General features: G+C 48.8%; 12 protein-coding genes. 8 read left to right on the top strand and 4 right to left on the bottom strand.

All coding sequences use genetic code 11. The features are described 5' to 3' along the window. The first annotated feature begins 91 nt into the window (after positions 1–91). Together recQ and ACUUHJ_RS30205 are read left to right on the top strand one after the other, a co-directional pair. Positions 92–1,867 (top strand): DNA helicase RecQ, encoded by a 1,776-nt coding sequence (gene recQ / locus ACUUHJ_RS30210; protein ID WP_289675109.1) that lies wholly within the window; start codon positions 92–94, stop codon positions 1,865–1,867. A 197-nt stretch (positions 1,868–2,064) separates the two neighbouring features. After that, the gene (locus ACUUHJ_RS30205) at positions 2,065–4,008 is read left to right on the top strand and encodes a bifunctional metallophosphatase/5'-nucleotidase (protein WP_472301258.1); all 1,944 of its coding nucleotides are present in this window, start codon (positions 2,065–2,067) and stop codon (positions 4,006–4,008) included. A 69-nt stretch (positions 4,009–4,077) separates the two neighbouring features. Here ACUUHJ_RS30205 and lplT read toward each other — a convergent pair whose 3' ends face one another. The 4 genes from lplT to ACUUHJ_RS30185 all read right to left on the bottom strand — a co-directional run bounded on the left by lplT (position 4,078) and on the right by ACUUHJ_RS30185 (position 9,708). Continuing rightward, complete coding sequence (gene lplT, locus ACUUHJ_RS30200) at positions 4,078–5,268, bottom strand: lysophospholipid transporter LplT (RefSeq protein WP_289675107.1); 1,191 nt, start codon at positions 5,266–5,268, stop codon at positions 4,078–4,080. 1 nt (position 5,269) lies between these two features. Then, positions 5,270–7,378, bottom strand: coding sequence for an AMP-binding protein (locus ACUUHJ_RS30195; RefSeq protein ID WP_472300864.1), 2,109 nt, complete (start codon positions 7,376–7,378; stop codon positions 5,270–5,272). 292 nt (positions 7,379–7,670) lie between these two features. Then, positions 7,671–8,309 carry a response regulator gene (locus ACUUHJ_RS30190; RefSeq protein ID WP_289675105.1) on the bottom strand — a complete coding sequence of 213 codons (639 nt, stop codon included), beginning with the start codon at positions 8,307–8,309 and terminating at the stop codon, positions 7,671–7,673. A 19-nt stretch (positions 8,310–8,328) separates the two neighbouring features. Beyond that, complete coding sequence (locus ACUUHJ_RS30185; RefSeq protein ID WP_472300863.1) at positions 8,329–9,708, bottom strand: sensor histidine kinase; 1,380 nt, start codon at positions 9,706–9,708, stop codon at positions 8,329–8,331. A gap of 199 nt (positions 9,709–9,907) precedes the next feature. On the opposite strand from ACUUHJ_RS30185, the gene ACUUHJ_RS30180 reads away from it, so the two are divergent. From ACUUHJ_RS30180 to ACUUHJ_RS30155, 6 genes are all read left to right on the top strand, one after another. Beyond that, the gene (locus ACUUHJ_RS30180) at positions 9,908–12,586 is read left to right on the top strand and encodes a sigma-54-dependent transcriptional regulator (RefSeq protein WP_472300862.1); all 2,679 of its coding nucleotides are present in this window, start codon (positions 9,908–9,910) and stop codon (positions 12,584–12,586) included. Between the two features lie 204 nt (positions 12,587–12,790). After that, positions 12,791–13,093 carry a PTS sugar transporter subunit IIB gene (locus ACUUHJ_RS30175; RefSeq protein WP_015893830.1) on the top strand — a complete coding sequence of 101 codons (303 nt, stop codon included), beginning with the start codon at positions 12,791–12,793 and terminating at the stop codon, positions 13,091–13,093. Positions 13,094–13,100: 7 nt separating this feature from the next. Beyond that, positions 13,101–14,453: a PTS cellobiose transporter subunit IIC gene (celB, locus tag ACUUHJ_RS30170; protein WP_289675101.1), complete on the top strand. Its 1,353-nt coding sequence runs from the start codon at positions 13,101–13,103 to the stop codon at positions 14,451–14,453. 21 nt (positions 14,454–14,474) lie between these two features. Next, positions 14,475–15,221 carry a chitin disaccharide deacetylase gene (chbG, locus tag ACUUHJ_RS30165; RefSeq protein ID WP_472300861.1) on the top strand — a complete coding sequence of 249 codons (747 nt, stop codon included), beginning with the start codon at positions 14,475–14,477 and terminating at the stop codon, positions 15,219–15,221. Between the two features lie 12 nt (positions 15,222–15,233). Next, positions 15,234–15,560, top strand: coding sequence for a PTS sugar transporter subunit IIA (locus ACUUHJ_RS30160; RefSeq protein ID WP_144618589.1), 327 nt, complete (start codon positions 15,234–15,236; stop codon positions 15,558–15,560). Next, positions 15,557–16,879 (top strand): 6-phospho-beta-glucosidase, encoded by a 1,323-nt coding sequence (locus ACUUHJ_RS30155; protein WP_472300859.1) that lies wholly within the window; start codon positions 15,557–15,559, stop codon positions 16,877–16,879. The genes ACUUHJ_RS30160 and ACUUHJ_RS30155 overlap by 4 nt, the downstream gene beginning before the upstream one ends. Positions 16,880–16,881 lie beyond the last annotated feature (2 nt).

Here is a 16,881-nt window from a genome sequence, read left to right as displayed (position 1 = left end):
ACAAACCAATCCCTCTTGTTTTGTCCCAATACCTATGTTTACACTAGTAAGAAACCCATTGAAAATCCGCCGAAAGAGAAGGTGATTCTCTTTGTTAAATAAAGCACAAGAGATTTTACGAAAGTACTTTGGCTACGAATCATTCCGAGAAGGCCAGAAGAAAATCATCACGAGCCTGTTAGCCGGACATGACACAGTAGGCATCATGCCAACCGGCGGCGGGAAATCCATCTGTTATCAAGTCCCAGCGATGCTTCAGGACGGCGTAACCATCGTGATCTCCCCACTCATCTCACTGATGAAGGATCAGGTCGACGTACTGGTCAGCATGGGCATTCCCGCCACCCAAATTAACAGCTCACTAGATTATAGCGAGGTTCGCGATCGACTCCGTATGGCGGCCCGAGGAGAGTACAAGCTGCTGTATATCGCTCCAGAGCGTTTGGAATCCGAAGCGTTCCAAAACCTGATTCAAGATGTTCCGATCTCGTTTGTGGCAGTGGATGAAGCGCATTGCGTATCGCAATGGGGGCACGATTTCCGTCCGAGCTATTTGGCAATTGCCCGTTTTCTTCAATCCTTGCCACAGCGTCCGCTCGTCGCAGCCTTGACCGCCACAGCGACACCGGAAGTAACCGAGGACATCAAGCGACAGCTAGAATTACAGGACGAACGCCTTTTTATCACAGGGTTTGGCAGAGACAATCTCATCTTGTCTGTACGCAAGGGGGAGAACCGTCGAGAATTCATCCAGGCGTACTTGCGGGCGAATAAACAGCAGGCGGGGATTATTTATGCGGCAACGAGAAAAGACGTAGACGCCTTGCATGCAGATTTGGACAAGCGGGGCTTTGCTGTGACCAAATACCATGCAGGACTAACGGAGGAGGAGCGTGCGGCCAACCAGGAGGCATTTTTGTACGATGATGTCCGGACGATGATCGCGACCAATGCATTTGGTATGGGCATCGACAAGTCCAATGTGCGTTACGTCATTCATTACAACATGCCGAAAAACCTGGAGGCGTATTACCAGGAAGCAGGCCGTGCAGGACGCGATGGGGAGCCAAGTGAGTGTATCCTACTGTTTCAGCCCCAGGATATCCAGACGCAAACGTTTTTCATCGAGCAAAATCAACTGCTGGACGAACGCAAGGAGCTGGAGTACAAAAAGCTTTACGCGATGATCGACTATTGCCGGACGCCCCGTTGCTTGCAGCAAAACATCGTGCAATATTTCGGCGAAGTGGATGCTGTCGCGTGCGGACGCTGTGCGAATTGCACCGATGAGACCGAGCTGTCCGATATTACGCTCGAAGCGCAAAAGATTTTCTCCTGCGTCAAACGTATGAGAGAACGCTTCGGTGCCGCACTTGTCGCGCAGGTACTGAAAGGCTCCAAAAACAAGAAGGTCACCCAGTTTTCCTTCGATCAGTTGCCGACGTATGGTTTGATGAAGGAGTACAAGGAAAAAGAGATCGCAGACTTGATCCAGCTCCTCATTGCCGAAGGGTATTTGCAAGTGACGGAGAGCCAATATCCAATCGTAAAGCTAGGGGAGCGGGCATTACCTGTTCTGCGGGGTGAAGAGCGCGTTGTGCAAAAAATCTCGATACGTCCTGTGCAGCTGACAGAGGATGACGAGCTGTTCGAGCACCTGCGCGCGTTGCGCAAAGAAATCTCGACGCGACAAAAAGTACCGCCGTACGTGATTTTCCCAGACAGTACCTTGAAGGAAATGAGCAGTGTTTGCCCGACTGACAAACAGGCCATGCTCCAGATCAAGGGAGTAGGCGAGGCGAAATTTGAGAAGTACGGAGAACTCTTTCTGGAGTGTTTGCAGAACTATGCAGCGATCAAGTCGTGACATGTACGTCACGGCTTTTTTGCTATTTTTCCTTTCGCATGCCTGCTATAGTTAGATAGCACCCAGAATTTTCATACAAAATAGAACAGGAGGACAATTAGAGCAACACCATCGAGGGGCATTGACAGATTAAGAGTGACAGAGGGGAAAACATGAAAAAACTAGCGAAGGGCTTATTAAGTGTAGCACTTACATCCATGGTGCTAGGCAGTGCGATGATGGGGATCGCCGCACCGGTAAAGGCCGCAGAAACACCTACCAAAATTACGCTGCTGGGTACATCTGACATTCACGGACGATTCATGCCGTGGGATTATGCTTTGGATGGTCCGAATCCAAATGGCAGCATGACGCAGTTGTTCACGATGATTAAAGAGATTCGCAAAGAAAATCCGAACACCGTGTTGCTGGACGCAGGCGATTCGATCCAAGACAACTCAGCAGAGCTTTTCAACGACCAACCGCAGTCTCCTGTCATGGTCGCGATGAACGAAATGAACTATGACGCGTGGGCATTTGGCAATCATGAATTTAATTTTGGACTCGATGTATTGGACAAGGTCAGTAGCCAATACAAAGGCTCTGTTTTGGCAGGGAACATTTACAAGGAAAATGGCGAGCGTTTCTTGCCTGCGTACACGATCATTGAGCGTGGCGGTATAAAAATCGGCGTCATTGGGATGAACACACCGATGATTACCGATTTCGAAAAAGGAACCGACCATTTGGATGGCCTCGTCATCAAAAACCCGGTAGAAGAAACCAAGAAAGCCGTAAAAGAGCTGGAAGGCAAAGTAGACGTCATGATCGGCCTCATGCACATGGGCATCGAGAATGAAAATGGTATTCCGGGTACGGGCGTAGCAGATATCGCGAACGCCGTTCCAGAACTGACTGCGATTTTTGCCGGGCACATGCACAAGCTCGTGAAAAAAGAAGAGATCAACGGCGTTCTGATTACAGAGCCGGACAAATACGGTACACATCTCTCGCGCATTGACCTGACTTTTGAGAAAAAAGACGGCAAGCTCGTGCTGACTAACAAGGAAGCGACTGCGGTCTCTGTAAAAGGCGCAGATGGCACACCAGCAGTATCTGATGCAGCACTGGAGACCAAGCTCAAGCCTTTTCATGAGTTCGCGCGTGCAGATGCCAACATCGTCGTAGCAGAGCTCAAAGGTATGAACCTGGTAGAGAAAAACGAGATCGAGGGCATCCCGACGGTCCAAATTCAGGAGACGCCACTGTCTGACTTTTTCCATGAAGTGATGCTCTACTACAGTAAAGCAGACGTGGTTGCTCACCAGATCGACAACGACAAAGCCAAGCTGGATGTCGGTCCGATCAAGAAAAAGGATATCGCCTACAACTACCAATACGCGGGTGGCGAGATTACCGTTTACAAAGTAACCGGAAAAGACTTGAAGGACTATATGGAATGGGCTGTGGGCTACTTCAATTCCACACGCCCTGGCGACGTGACAGTCAGCTTTGATCCAAAACGCCGCGCCTCCAAATACAGCACCAATGATTTCTTCGGTGGCGTGAAATACGAGATCGACCTGACCAAGCCATACGGCAGCCGCATCACGAACCTGCGCAAGCTCGACGAGACACCGATCAAGGCTACAGATACCTTGAAGCTCGGAATGAACGCATACCGGATGGAAGCTTTGCAGGCAAAAGGTGGCGCATTGGAAGGACGCAAGTTCGAACAGCTGTGGTCTTCCAAAGACAACAGTGCGTTTGGTGAAACAGGTGGAACGATCCGCAACCGTGCGATCGCGTACCTGAAAGAAGTGAAAAAGGGCGTGTACGAGCCAAAAGTACAAAACAATTGGAAGATTACAGGTGTGGACACCACAGCACCTGTACGCAAGGACATAGTAGAGCTGATCAATGCAGGTATTTTGAGCGTTCCGAAAACGGCAGATGGCAAATACACCAATATCGCTTCCATCAACATTAAGGACGCGGTAACCAAAGAAGAAATCACCGAGCTGTCTGCAAAAGTAAAAATCAATGCAGCGAAGTTTTCGACCCTCAAAACAAAAGGTGAATTTTATCATCAGCTGAACGAAGCGAGAAAGGCTGCGGAGAAATCGGGTACACCGACAACTAATACTCAGCAAAAGAAATAACATGGATAGACGCCAGAAAGCCGTGACGCTAGTAGTCACGGCTTTTTCTTTTTCTATGACGCCAATCTGTCAACGCACGATACGTCTGCGATACTTCACCAAGTACAACAGGAACCCGAGCAGCAGCAGTCCTTGACCAACAATCGCACCGGAAATGGAGATGCCGATATAGGTGATCAGGTAGTAAATGCCGGAGCCTACTGCCATCAGCAGATTCTCGATGAAGTTTTGAATCGCAATCGTTTTTCCTGAACCGACCATCCGTTTGCCTTCGTCCTGCAAGACCGTATTCATCGGGATAATGAACACGCCGCCCATGAACCCGACGAGAAGCAATAAACTGATGGCAACAAAGGTGAGATTCGTCCAAGGAAATAGCACGATGATGAGAAACATTCCGAATCCGTATGTCAGCGATCGAGTGAAATGAGTCAAAGGAATGAGCTTCGGAGCGAGAAAAGCTCCCACGATAATTCCAATGGATGTCGTTGCGAGAATCAGCGATACGGAGAAGCTCTCCGGGTTAATTCCTAGCGCGAGAGGAATCCAGGCCAGAACGGCCACGCGCAAGACAGCTGAGGACATCCAGAATGCTCCGGTTCCAATCAGGGCAAAGCTCGTTTCCGGACGATTCATCAGGTGCTGGAAGTCGATGAAAAAGCGTCGTGCTTCTGCTCCATAGCGAATGGATGCATTCCCTCTCATGCGCGGAATGAAGAAAGTCATACCGAGCGACAGCAGATAGATCAGCAGACAAATTCCAGACGAGATAAGCGGTGCCGTCATGTTCGCGATGGCTCCACCACCACCGATTCCTGTCAAAATTGCAAAGATCGTATAGGCTTCGATGCGTGCATTCGCGTGAAACAGTTCCTCTTCATTTCGAGTCAGCTCCGGCAAAATTCCATACTTGGCTGGAGAATACACGACCGCTCCGACTCCCACTGTGAAGTAACACAACATCAGCATGATGATGCTCGACTGGTCAATGAAAAACAGCAAGACGACACCAAGCGCTTTAATCAGGTTGCCGATCACCAGCACGATTGACTTGGCATGCTTGTCGGCAAAAGGCCCAACTAATGGAGCGAGAAAAATGTAAGGGAGAAAGAATGAAATCGATACGAGTGCAAGCATCGCGGGAGAAAAACCGTTCTCCCGCAGCAGATTCGCGATGACAAACAAAATCATGTTGTCGGCAAAGGCCGATAGAAATTGAGTGAAGTACAGAGCTTGTAGTGGTTTTAATCGTATATTCACATCATTTTCCTCCCGTTTCGACCAGTTGTTTCAGGCTGACGTAATCCGTTTTTCCGCTACCGAGAAGTGGTAGAGCCTTGATGACTTGCATCGTACCTGGGATGAGAAGTGGCGAGTATTGTTTTTCCGTCAAATACGCCCGTAATTGGCTCAGCTGAACCGATTCATCTGTGGTAAATAGCAGGACACGCTCACCTTTTCGCGGATCATTCACTGTGATTGCAGCAAAACCGGAGTGTCCGAAGCATTGCATAGCCAGTTCTTCAACCAGATTGAGCGAAACCATCTCGCCGCCGATTTTGGCGAAGCGCTTCAAGCGGGATTGAATGCTGAGAAAGTCGTCCTTGTCAGCGGTAACCAAATCACCTGTGTGGTACCATTCCTCAGCGGGAACAAAGCCTTTTCCGTGAATCATATAACCCTTCATGACGTTCGGACCCTTCACCAAAAGCTCACCGCCAGCATCGATTCCTTCTACTGGTTCCAGCTTGGCGGACATCCCTGGCATCAAACGACCGACAGTTCCTGGTTTGTTAGCCAGCGGGGTGTTGAGCGACAGGATCGGAGCTGTTTCCGTTGCCCCATAGCCTTCAAAAATCCGCACACCGAACTTTTCCATCCACAGCTTGCGCACATCGTCCTTTAGCTTTTCTGCACCTGCAAATACGTAACGTAAGGTGTAGAAGTTGTAAGGATGGGCCATACGTCCGTAACCAGCCATGAAGGTCGAGGTTCCGAAGAGGATCGTTGCGTTTTGATCGTAGACCAATTCCGAAATCGCCTTGTAATGCAACGGGCTTGGATACAGATAGACCGGGATGCCCTTCACGACCGGTAAAAGTGTTCCCGCAGTAAGTCCAAAGCTGTGGAACATAGGCAGGGCATTGAAAAACTTGTCGCGACTCGTGATGTCAATCACACTAGTCACTTGTTGAATATTCGCGTACAGATTCGTATGCGTCAGAATGACACCCTTTGGCTTACTCTCACTGCCGGAGGTGAAGAGGATCAGCTCATTACTTGTCGCTGAAGCTTTTTTCTTCCGCAAATAAGAGAAGAGTGCGGACACTTTGTCAAAAGCAGTTGCGGATGCTTTCAAATCCTCGAGATAAATGATTTTCATGCTCGGTGAAAGACCTGCGATGATGTGCTCCAGCTTTCCTTTTTCAATGAATACACGCGATGTCAGGATCGTATCGATATGGGCAGTCTCACAGCAATCCAGCAAGGAGCGAATACCAAGCGAAAAGTTCAGGATGGCTGGAGTGGCTCCGATGCGGAACAACGATAGCAACGTTACGAGATGACCCACTGAATTGGGAAGGAATACACCGACAACGGGTTTTCCCAAGAGCATCGGCTGTAATTTGTTGCCGAGTAAGTAGCTGCCGATTAACAAGGTCTTGTAGTCGATCGCGGACGTCAGGTCCTTGGCGATTTCCATTTTTGCACCATTCAGGCGAGCTGCTTCGAGAACTTCATCAAACAGATTCACGTTTTGTTTCATTCGGCTCTCGAACAAGCTTTCTTGAAGAGTACGCAGGATGCGATCATTGGCCGTGGCTTTTTGTTCGCGCATCGACAGGTTTGGATCGCGCTCGATCGTGAACGGAGTGCCTACTGTCATTGTCACATCAGGGAACCAGGAGAGCTTCAGCTTTCCTTTCAAATACGAGAAGATCGAACGTTCCAGGCCATTAATAATGATTGGGTAAACCGTTACACCAGTTCGCAGAGCGAGATAGCCAACACCACTGTAGATTTTCATGATGCCGCCCGTCGTCGTGATCCGGCCTTCTGGAAAAATCACCAGCGTCTGTCCGTTGCGAATAACGCGGAGCATGTGGCGGATGGAGTACGGGTTGAGTGGATCGATCGCGATATGCTTGCGGAAGCGGAGGAAAAACGCAAACCGCTTGGCGATCTCCGTGTTGACGACAAAGGTCGCTTCTTTTGGCAAGCAAAAGGATAGGAGTACCGCATCTAACAAGGAAACGTGATTGGGAGTGATAAGAGATGGCTTCGACAAGTCGATTTTGGAGAGTCCAAGCACACGAGGGCGAAACCACAGCATCAGTATCGTTTTTAAGAAAGAATAAATAAGGGCCATGTGGACCACACCTTTACAAGGGATAAGTGAGTTGCTCTATAGCTTTTAGAGGTTGATCAAAAAGCCGACTTTTGATCATGAAGTAGTTTAGAAAGCTTATTCGGCATCGAAACTGGCGTTCACCTTCGAAGTCCGGTGCTCATGTAGGTCCCCTACATTCCGCTCCTCCTTCTTCAGCTTCTCGCCATTTTCTCGATGCTGAAAAGTCGACTTTTTGATCTCGCACTTTTAATTGTAAAGAGTGGAGCATGTAAAAAAAGTACCAACATTCATTGGTACCTGGTAATAAGACCTAGAATAGCTTTTTTTGGCTGGCTTTTGCGGCCGCTTCCTTGCTTGTTTTGACACCCATTTTTTTGAGGATTCGGTTGATGTGGTTTTTGATCGTACGCTTCGTGATGTGGAGAGATTGTTCAATCTGCGTCTGCGTATGACCTTGGTGGATAAGATGTAGGATGTCCCGTTCTGCGGGAGATAAGAGCTTCTGATTTTCATCGTTTTTCAAACGCAAAAATTCGTTGCGCAGTGCCGCAGCGGCCGTAGGGTGAATGGCAGATTGGCTGTTGTGAGCAGCACGGATAGCGTCGGGAATTTCCTTGAAGCTCGATTTGCTGATGTAGTTGACGGCACCTGCGGAAAATGATTCCACGATCACTGCCTCGTCTGTCAGAGAGGTGAGCATGATGATTTTGCTGTCAGCTTGGAGGGCCATGAATTCGATTGCCGTCTCGATCCCATCCAGATTGTTCTCGGTCAAGTTAATATCCATCAGGACGACATCCGCTTTGGCAGGCAAAAAGCGCTCGATTGCTTCTGCCTTGAACCCGGCTTCCCCTACTACAGTGAGATCCGGCTCTTTGTTCAGAAAGTCAATGAGACCTTTTCGCCAGACGGGATCATCCTCTACTAAAAATACCCTGATTGGATTCATGATTGTGAGCGTCCTTTCGCTATTCAGAGTCGTTTATGATGACGCGCTTTTTCGGGAAGAACAGGAAAACGGTAGTTCCTTTGCCTTGCTCACTGTAGATTTCCAGTTGGCCTTGATGCTTTTGCATGACATTGTAGCAGTAGGATAGCCCGAGACCAAAGTTTTGCCCTGTCCTTTTTGTCGAGAAAAACGGATCGAGCACATGAGGCAGGTTCTCTTTTGTGATGCCTGTGCCTGTGTCTGCGACAGTGATGATGAGATGCTTGTGAGACATAAATAGCTGAAGATGGAGCTTGCCACCCGACTTCATGGCTTCCAGCGCATTCATGCACAAGTTGGTGATGACTTCGCGCAGTTGTACGCCATCACCATACAAGCGAAGGGCTTCGTCCAATTCACAAACGACTTCTACCTGTTGTTTCAAGATATAGGGCGTCAGATTTTGTGTGACCTGCCCGATGATTTGGCCGGGGTCACATGGTTCTTCGCGCAGCTCGACATCCCGCAGCTGGTTTTGAATCCGATTCATCATGTCCAGCATATGCTGCGAGGATTGCATCAGGACAAGCGCGTCTTCTTTTAGCGACGGCTGGTTGGTTTCATCCGCATATGTCTCGATACGGTCGGCATACAGCGAGATTTTGCCTGCTTCATTTTTGATTGTATGGTTAATGATTTGTGCACCGGAAGTCAAGGCGCGCAAGGTACTGTCCAGACGTCGTTTCTCTACGCGGAGACGGACGCCAAGAAAGCCATATTTCAAACTGATGGCAACGATCAGGATAAACTGGATCGTGACCACGCCAATGTTGTAGCGCCAAGCTTCGTAATCGTTCTGAGTACGCATGATATAGATGAAAATAAAGACGAAAAACAACGGAACGATGATGAGTACGTTCGTGAAAAAGCTGTTCTTTTTCACGAGTGGATCTTTTTCTCGCATGTACTGTACGACAAGCAGCGTACAGGAGAACAGAAAAAACGGAATCACCCATGCCACCATAATCCAGTAGTTAAAAAGCAGCTCGGGATAAACGGGTGTAATCCAAAGCATCCCAAGCGGTAGGCTGAGAGCGGCATATTGTATCGTCAGCTTTACTCTGCGAGACAAGAATTCAGCTGAGTGCACGGAAAACATGAGAAACGTATAGGGCAAGCCCGCTTGGCAAACAAAAGAAGAGATACGGCTTACTAATATCAGGGTGTTCGTGGTCCCCGGCTTTGCGGCCAGGTAATCTGCAAAATGGGGCATGATCGTCTCGTCAATCGCGCCTGAGATAAAGCCCCCAGCCCCAACAAAGGCAGTTGCACAAGCCCAGCGGATCGACGTTCGTTTCGGGTCTGTGAACAGTACGAACAGACCTAATGCCCATATGGTAAACACGATGAAAACCATCATGGATTTGCTATCTCCTGTCAATCATTATTTATCTATTATATCGTACACCAGAGAGAGGAGACGGAAAAATAAATCATCGGGACAAAAACGGGGGAAGGGGGAAAAAAGCAGCAAGCAGGTTTTTCCAAATATTCGTGGAAATGAAAAGGATTGGTTGTGCATTTCGTGACTTTCTATCTATTCAACGGCGGGTGATAGAGTGAAACGATTAGATTTAATATTCCAGACGTTAGTAGACGCTGGTCCTGATAAAAAAGTAAGCGCTTCCGATTTGGCTGAGAGGCTTGGTTTGAGTCGAGCGAATGTGAGCAGTGATTTGAACCGTTTGTGGAAGGAAGGCCGAATCGCGAAGGAAGAAGGGCGTCCGACGCTGTTTTTTGCCAAGCAAGGAAACGATTCGCTCTATTTGGCGGAGACGTCGCTGGACCGGCTGGCGAAAACCAACAAGAGCCTGATCACGCGTATTGAGCAGGCAAAGGCGGCCGTTTTGTATCCGCCGAGAGGGATGCATTGCTTGATTTTGGGAGAAACAGGTGTAGGGAAGTCGTGGTTCGCCGGGATGATTCACGAGTTTGCCGTTGATATTGGACGCCTGGAAAAGCATGCTCCTTTCGTGATTTTTAACTGTGCTGATTATGCCAACAACCCGCAGCTCTTAATCAGTCAATTGTTCGGAGTCAAAAAAGGGGCGTACACCGGAGCGGAGATGGATCGCAAAGGACTCGTGGAAAAGGCAGACGGTGGCATTCTCTTTCTCGATGAGGTGCATCGGCTGCCAGCGGAAGGACAGGAAATCTTTTTTACCTTTATGGATAAAGGCATATTCCGCCGCGTAGGGGAAACAGAGATGGAGCGGACGGCTCAGGTGCAGATTGTCATGGCCACGACAGAAAATCCGGAGTCGAGTCTCTTAAAAACGTTCATGAGGCGCATTCCCATGGTCATCAAGCTGCCATCTTTAGTGGAGCGTGGCTTGGAAGAGCGCTTTCGTATTACAATGGAGATTTTTCAAGAAGAGGCTTTTCGGTTGGGGAGAGAGATTCAGATATCGGCCAATGCTGTGCAGGCATTCTTGTGCTATCACTGCCCGAATAACATTGGACAGTTAAAAACGGATATTCAGCTCACCTGCGCCAGCGCCTATGCCGAATTCATTTCGTTAAAAAAGAATCAGCTGCACGTATCGGTTCAGGATTTGCCGCATCATGTCAAGCAAGGGCTGCTTTTGGTGAAGGATTACAAACAGGAGCTAGATGAAATCATTGGGACGGAGCACAACTGCTTTGTCGTGCAGCCATCCAAGGAGGGCATCTGGATCGGACGAGAAACAGGAGATACGACGGACAGTGTCTATGAAAAAATCGAGCAAAAAATATATGAACTGCAAAACCTCGGTGTGAGTGAAGAAGAATTGGAGTTTGACATCGAGAATTACTTTACGACCTTTATCAAAGGCGTCCATCAACGCGTGAATAAGGGCGACATGGCCCGGATTATTGACCCGTTCATCATTCATCTCGTGGAAGAGATCGTTCGCTTCGCAGAGGCTAAGCTGGAGAAGATTTTGAGCCAGAAGGTGATCTTTGGTCTCGCGTTGCATATTCAGACGTCGAAAGAGCGCCTCGCACAAGGCAAGCAGATCGTGAATCCGCAAATCAACCACGTGCGAATCAAATACAAGAAAGAGTTTGCCGTGGCGCTAGAGTGCGTGCGCATGATAGAAGAAGCGATACTCATGGATCTGCCGATTGGTGAGGCTGGATATTTGACCATGTTTTTCGTGCTCGACGATGTCAGCATGGAGGAAGAAAGGGAAACAATCGGGGTGCTCGTTATTACGCACGGCAGCGGCGGTGCGACAGCGATGGTCGATGTGACGAACCGATTGCTGGTCACACAATATGCGAGAGCCATCGACCTGCCGCTTGAAGAAGATTCCATGAATGTTTTGGAAAAAGCACTGAAAGTAGCCAGAGAGATCGGAAGCAAGGCTGGACTGCTGTTGCTCGTAGATATGGGGTCGCTGCTCGGCTTTGGTGAGATTATTGAGCGGGAGATCGGCATTCCGGTCAAGGTCATTCCGATGGTCAGCACGCCGCATGTAATTGAAGCCACTCGAAAAGCCATGCTCGGTCATTCACTTGAGGATGTTTACCGAGATGTCTTGGGCATTTCGCTCTACCAGCGGGAGGAGCAGTCGAAGGAGCAGGTGCAAAAGCATATTCCGGCGCTGACGATCGTCGCTGCATGCCTGTCTGGGGAAGGCAGTGCCTTGTTTTTGAAAAAGCTGCTGGAATCGAGGCTCAGGTACGATGAGAGCCTGCTGGAGTTTGTGCCGCTGCAACTGATCGATAAGGCTCAAGCCCGCAGTCAGCTTCGAAAAATCAAGGAGGAGAGAAAAATTCTCTTCGTGGTGAGCAATTACATTCTCGACCGCGAGTTGCGCCACCATAGCATGGACGATGTTTTGAATGGAGAGGCGATGTCTGATATCCAGCAAGTGATCGATCTGGAAGAGGCTTACTTGAAGATGCAAGAGTCCCTAGGAGAGCACCTGCAAATGGTGGACGGACAAGATATTCTCGCAGACGTGAGGATGTGTGTCGGCCGTATGGAGGAGCGACTGAACAATTATTTGGTTTTTGACACGCGAATTGGGGCCTACTTGCACATCTGCTGTCTGGTGGATCGCTTGAAAACAGGGACGCAATCCGTGGCGTATATTCAAAAAGACAGTTTTTTGCTGGAGAACCGCAAGCTGTACAGCTTAATCCGACATGAATTATTGCCGCTGAAAGATAAGTATGAGGTAGTAATCAGCGAAGACGATGTTTGTTTTATCATGAATTTCTTCATACACAATAAAACACTGGCGTAACCAGTGTTTTATTTTTTGACTTTTCCTTATTCAAAATCAAACACTACAGCGCTTACATAAAAACACTAGTGAGAGTGACGGGCGAATGAGGTAGCGAAATATGCCTGACTATGCGGTTTTTTTGGTAAGCGCATACATTTTTGGTGTTTTGGCACGAAACTTGCTCTTTCAGTAAGGCATCACTCGTTGAGAGGAGGGGGTACAATGAATATTTTATTGTGTTGTGCAGCGGGTATGTCGACAAGCTTGTTGGTTCAAAAAATGGAGGAGGCTGCCAGAGAAAAAGGGTTGGACGCTAAAATATGGGCAGTTTCCGCAGATGAGGTAAAAAATCATATTGACCAAGCAGCGGTGCTCTTGCTGGGACCACAAGTTCGTTACAAGCTGACAGAGATGAAAAAAGAAGGGGCATCCAGAGGAATTCCTGTAGATGTAATCAGCACGGTCGACTACGGTACATTGAACGGGAAAAACGTGCTTGAGTTTGCGCTTCGTCTAAAACAGTAGGAGGGGGATGCGTGTGGGCGGATTTGTTTCATTTATGGAAAACCGCATGATGCCGGTAGCGGGAAAAATTGCGGAGCAAAAGCATCTGCAGGCTATTCGTGACGGAATTATCCTTACATTGCCTTTGTTGATCATTGGTTCAATGTTCCTCATCATTGGCTTCATACCTATACCTGGTTATGACGAATTCATGATTGGGATTTTCGGTGAAAAATGGCGGACCAAGCTGCTGTATCCGGTAGGTGCTACGTTTGACGTCATGGCCTTGATCGTCAGCTTCGGCGTCGCCTACCGACTGGCGGAGAAATACAAGGTCGACCCGCTATCGGCAGGAGCCATTTCTGTCGCATCCTTCTTGCTCGCTACTCCATATCAAATCATGTTCACCCCGGAAGGAGCGAGTGCAGCTCAAGAGGTGGGCGGAGTCATTCCTCTCACACTGATGGGCAGTCAGGGATTATTTGTCGCGATGCTATTGGGTATATTGTCGACAGAGATTTATCGCAAAATCATTCAAAAGAAAATTGTCATTACCATGCCAGACGGAGTGCCTCCCGCAGTTTCCCGTTCCTTTGTGGCATTGATCCCAGCTGGTGCGGTGCTTTTGGTGGTTTGGTTATTGCGTATCCTCCTTGAAAACACGTCCTTCGAAAGTATTCACAATATTGTGAAGGATTTACTCGTCGGACCACTCAGCGCTGTTGGCAGCAGCTTGATTGGGGCCATTTTATGCGTGCTGCTTATTCACATTCTCTGGGCCATTGGCTTGCACGGTGCGGCGATTGTCGGTGGCATTATGAGTCCCATTTGGCTGACGCTGATGGATCAGAACCGAGCAGCATTCCAGACTAATCCAAACGGTGAATTGCCAAACGTCGTCACTACGCAATTTTTTGACATGTGGATATTCGCTGGGGGATCGGGTGCTACGTTAGCCCTCGTCGTCTTAATGGTATTTCGGGCACGCAGTAAACAGATGAAAAACATTGGCCGTCTTTCGCTTGGACCTGGTTTGTTTAACATCAATGAACCTGTCACGTTCGGTATGCCAATTGTCATGAATCCGCTTTTGATCATCCCATTTGTTCTGGCGCCTGTCGTATTGGTCATAATCAGCTATTTGGCCATGTCATTCGGTTGGGTGGCAAAACCAAGCGGGGTAGCAGTTCCGTGGACGACACCATTGTTGATCAGTGGATATTTGGCTACTGGTGGGAAGGTATCGGGTATGGTTCTCCAAGCGGTGAACTTCGTGATAGCGCTCGCGATCTACTATCCGTTCTTCCGTCTGTGGGATAAACAAAAGGTAAGCGAAGAAAAAGCCAGCACTGCTTCCGATAGTAATGCTGTGTCTATGTAAAAGCTAGAGGAGAGGCTATCTATGAAATTGATTGTGAATGCAGACGATTTTGGGTATTCCAAAGGCGTCAATCTGGGCATCGTCGAAGCACATCGGGAAGGAGTCGTTACTTCTGCGACCTTGATGGTCAATATGGAGGGGTTCGAGCACGCTGTAGGGCTGGCCAAAGAACATCCGACGCTCGGAGTAGGCATTCATCTGGTACTCACATGTGGATCGCCAGTTAGTCAGGATGTACCATCGCTAACGGATGGAGAGGGGCGTTTCCGACGAGGGCAAGACCATCTGATTTCTGCTCAACTGGAGGAGATCGAGCGGGAGCTGCGGGCTCAATTGGCGAGGTTTGTTGCGTCGGGGCTCAAGCTGACGCATATCGACAGCCACCACCATGTCCATGCACATCCAGCCGTTTTGCCGATTGTTCTGAAGCTGGCAGAGGAATATAGGGTGCCAGTTCGCTATCCCTGGATGTCCGGGACACAGGAGCAGCGGGACCAATCGAGTGTTTTGACGACAGAAGGCTTTTCTCATCATTTTTATGGAGACGACCTAACCGTACAATCCTTCGTCAGGATCGTAGAGGACATGTCAGATTATCCTGTGGTTGAGATCATGACGCACCCTGCTTATTTGGACGAAGCGGTACTGACAGGCAGTTCATACGCAAAGCAACGAACCACAGAATTGAAGATCTTAACAGCAGCAGAGTTAAAGCAGTACATTCGTGATCAAAAAATACAGCTCGTGACTTTTAGCGAACTTGGATAGGTGGAGATAGATTTGGACCATACAGACGTTATTTTTCAACTAATACTTCACGGAGGAAACGCACGGAGTCTGGCAATGGAAGCGATCGCTCTGGCTAAAAATAGAGACTTGCCAGGCGCAGAGGACGCATTGAAGCGTGCGGGAGAAGAGCTCGGTCGTGCACACCAAAATCAAACGGCACTTATCCAGAAGGAGATTGCGGGCGAAAAGACTGAGATCAGTATGCTCTTGATTCACGCCCAGGATCATTTGATGAACGCAATTACAGTCAAGGATTTGGCTACGGAGTTTGTCGAGCTGTACAGCCAAATCCATGCAGGCAAGGAGGCAGGAGTATGAGCGGAATCAAAATTGTGACGATCGGTGGAGGGTCTAGCTATACACCCGAGCTGGTGGAAGGCTTCATCAAGCGCTACGATGAGTTGCCTGTCAGAGAGCTGTGGCTGGTGGATATTCCAGAGGGCGAGAAAAAGCTGCAAACAGTAGGCGCCCTGGCAAAAAGGATGGTAGAGAAGGCAGGGGTGCCTATCGAGATCCATTTGACGATGGATCGGCGAAAAGCACTTGCGGGTGCAGATTTTGTTACGACGCAAATGCGCGTGGGTCTCTTGGATGCGCGAATCAAGGATGAGCGAATTCCTTTGAAATACGGGGTGATCGGTCAGGAAACGAATGGACCTGGCGGCTTGTTCAAAGGCCTGCGTACCATTCCGGTCATTATGGACATTTGTCGTGACATGGAAGAGCTATGTCCAGATGCTTGGCTGATTAACTTCACGAATCCGGCTGGGATGGTCACAGAGGCAGTGCTGCGGTATACCAACCGCAAAAAGGTCATTGGACTGTGTAATGTTCCCATCGGGATGAAAATGGGTGTTGCCACTGTTTTAGGCGTCGAGCAATCACGGATTCATATTGATTTTGCCGGTTTAAATCATATGATCTTCGGACTGGGTGTTTATCTGGATGGGGAAAACGTCATTTCCCAGGTAATCGATAAAATAACGGGCGACCAATCGGGCATTACGATGCAAAACATTTTGGACCTTGGTTGGGATAAGGATTTCATCAAAGCATTGGGGATTCTCCCGTGCCCGTATCATCGTTATTACTACCAGACGCGCACGATGCTTGAGCATGAGCTGGAAGAAGCGGAGCAGAAGGGTACGCGGGCTGAAGTGGTCAAGCAGGTAGAAGCGGAGCTATTTGCGCTCTACGAAGATCCAGACTTAGATATCAAGCCTCCGCAGTTGGAGAAGCGTGGCGGGGCCTATTACAGTGAGGCTGCTTGCAATCTGATTTACTCCATTTACAACGACAAGCGCGATATCCAGACGGTAAATGTTCGCAGCAATGGGGCGATTGCCAGCATTCCGGATGATTCGGCAGTCGAAGTGAACTGCGTGATTACAAGAGAAGGGCCGATTCCTTTGGCTGTTGGTGACTTGCCCGTTCCCGTGCGTGGACTCGTACAGCAAATCAAATCGTTTGAGCGAGTGGCAGCTGAGGCAGCTATAACAGGTGATTACCATACGGCGCTATTGGCGATGAATATTAACCCGCTGGTGCCGTCTGATGTGATCGCAAAAAAAATACTCGATGAAATGCTGGAGGCGCACAAGGAGCATCTGCCCCAGTTTTTCAAGCCTGTCACATAAGG

Source organism: Brevibacillus schisleri (genome assembly GCF_055685845.1).
The sequence above is the reverse complement of the archived record's forward strand: the minus strand, read 5'-3'. Positions and strand labels throughout refer to the sequence as shown.

Excerpts from the sequence above, each read along its gene's own strand:
- ACUUHJ_RS30175 (WP_015893830.1), top strand. The coding sequence starts at position 12,791 with ATGAATATTTTATTGTGTTGTGCAGCGGGTATGTCGACAAGCTTGTTG.
- celB (WP_289675101.1), top strand. The coding sequence starts at position 13,101 with ATGCGTGTGGGCGGATTTGTTTCATTTATGGAAAACCGCATGATGCCG.
- ACUUHJ_RS30205 (WP_472301258.1), top strand. The coding sequence starts at position 2,065 with ATGGTGCTAGGCAGTGCGATGATGGGGATCGCCGCACCGGTAAAGGCC.
- ACUUHJ_RS30185 (WP_472300863.1), bottom strand. The coding sequence starts at position 9,708 with ATGATGGTTTTCATCGTGTTTACCATATGGGCATTAGGTCTGTTCGTA.
- ACUUHJ_RS30155 (WP_472300859.1), top strand. The coding sequence starts at position 15,557 with ATGAGCGGAATCAAAATTGTGACGATCGGTGGAGGGTCTAGCTATACA.
- ACUUHJ_RS30195 (WP_472300864.1), bottom strand. The coding sequence starts at position 7,378 with ATGGCCCTTATTTATTCTTTCTTAAAAACGATACTGATGCTGTGGTTT.
- ACUUHJ_RS30190 (WP_289675105.1), bottom strand. The coding sequence starts at position 8,309 with ATGAATCCAATCAGGGTATTTTTAGTAGAGGATGATCCCGTCTGGCGA.
- chbG (WP_472300861.1), top strand. The coding sequence starts at position 14,475 with ATGAAATTGATTGTGAATGCAGACGATTTTGGGTATTCCAAAGGCGTC.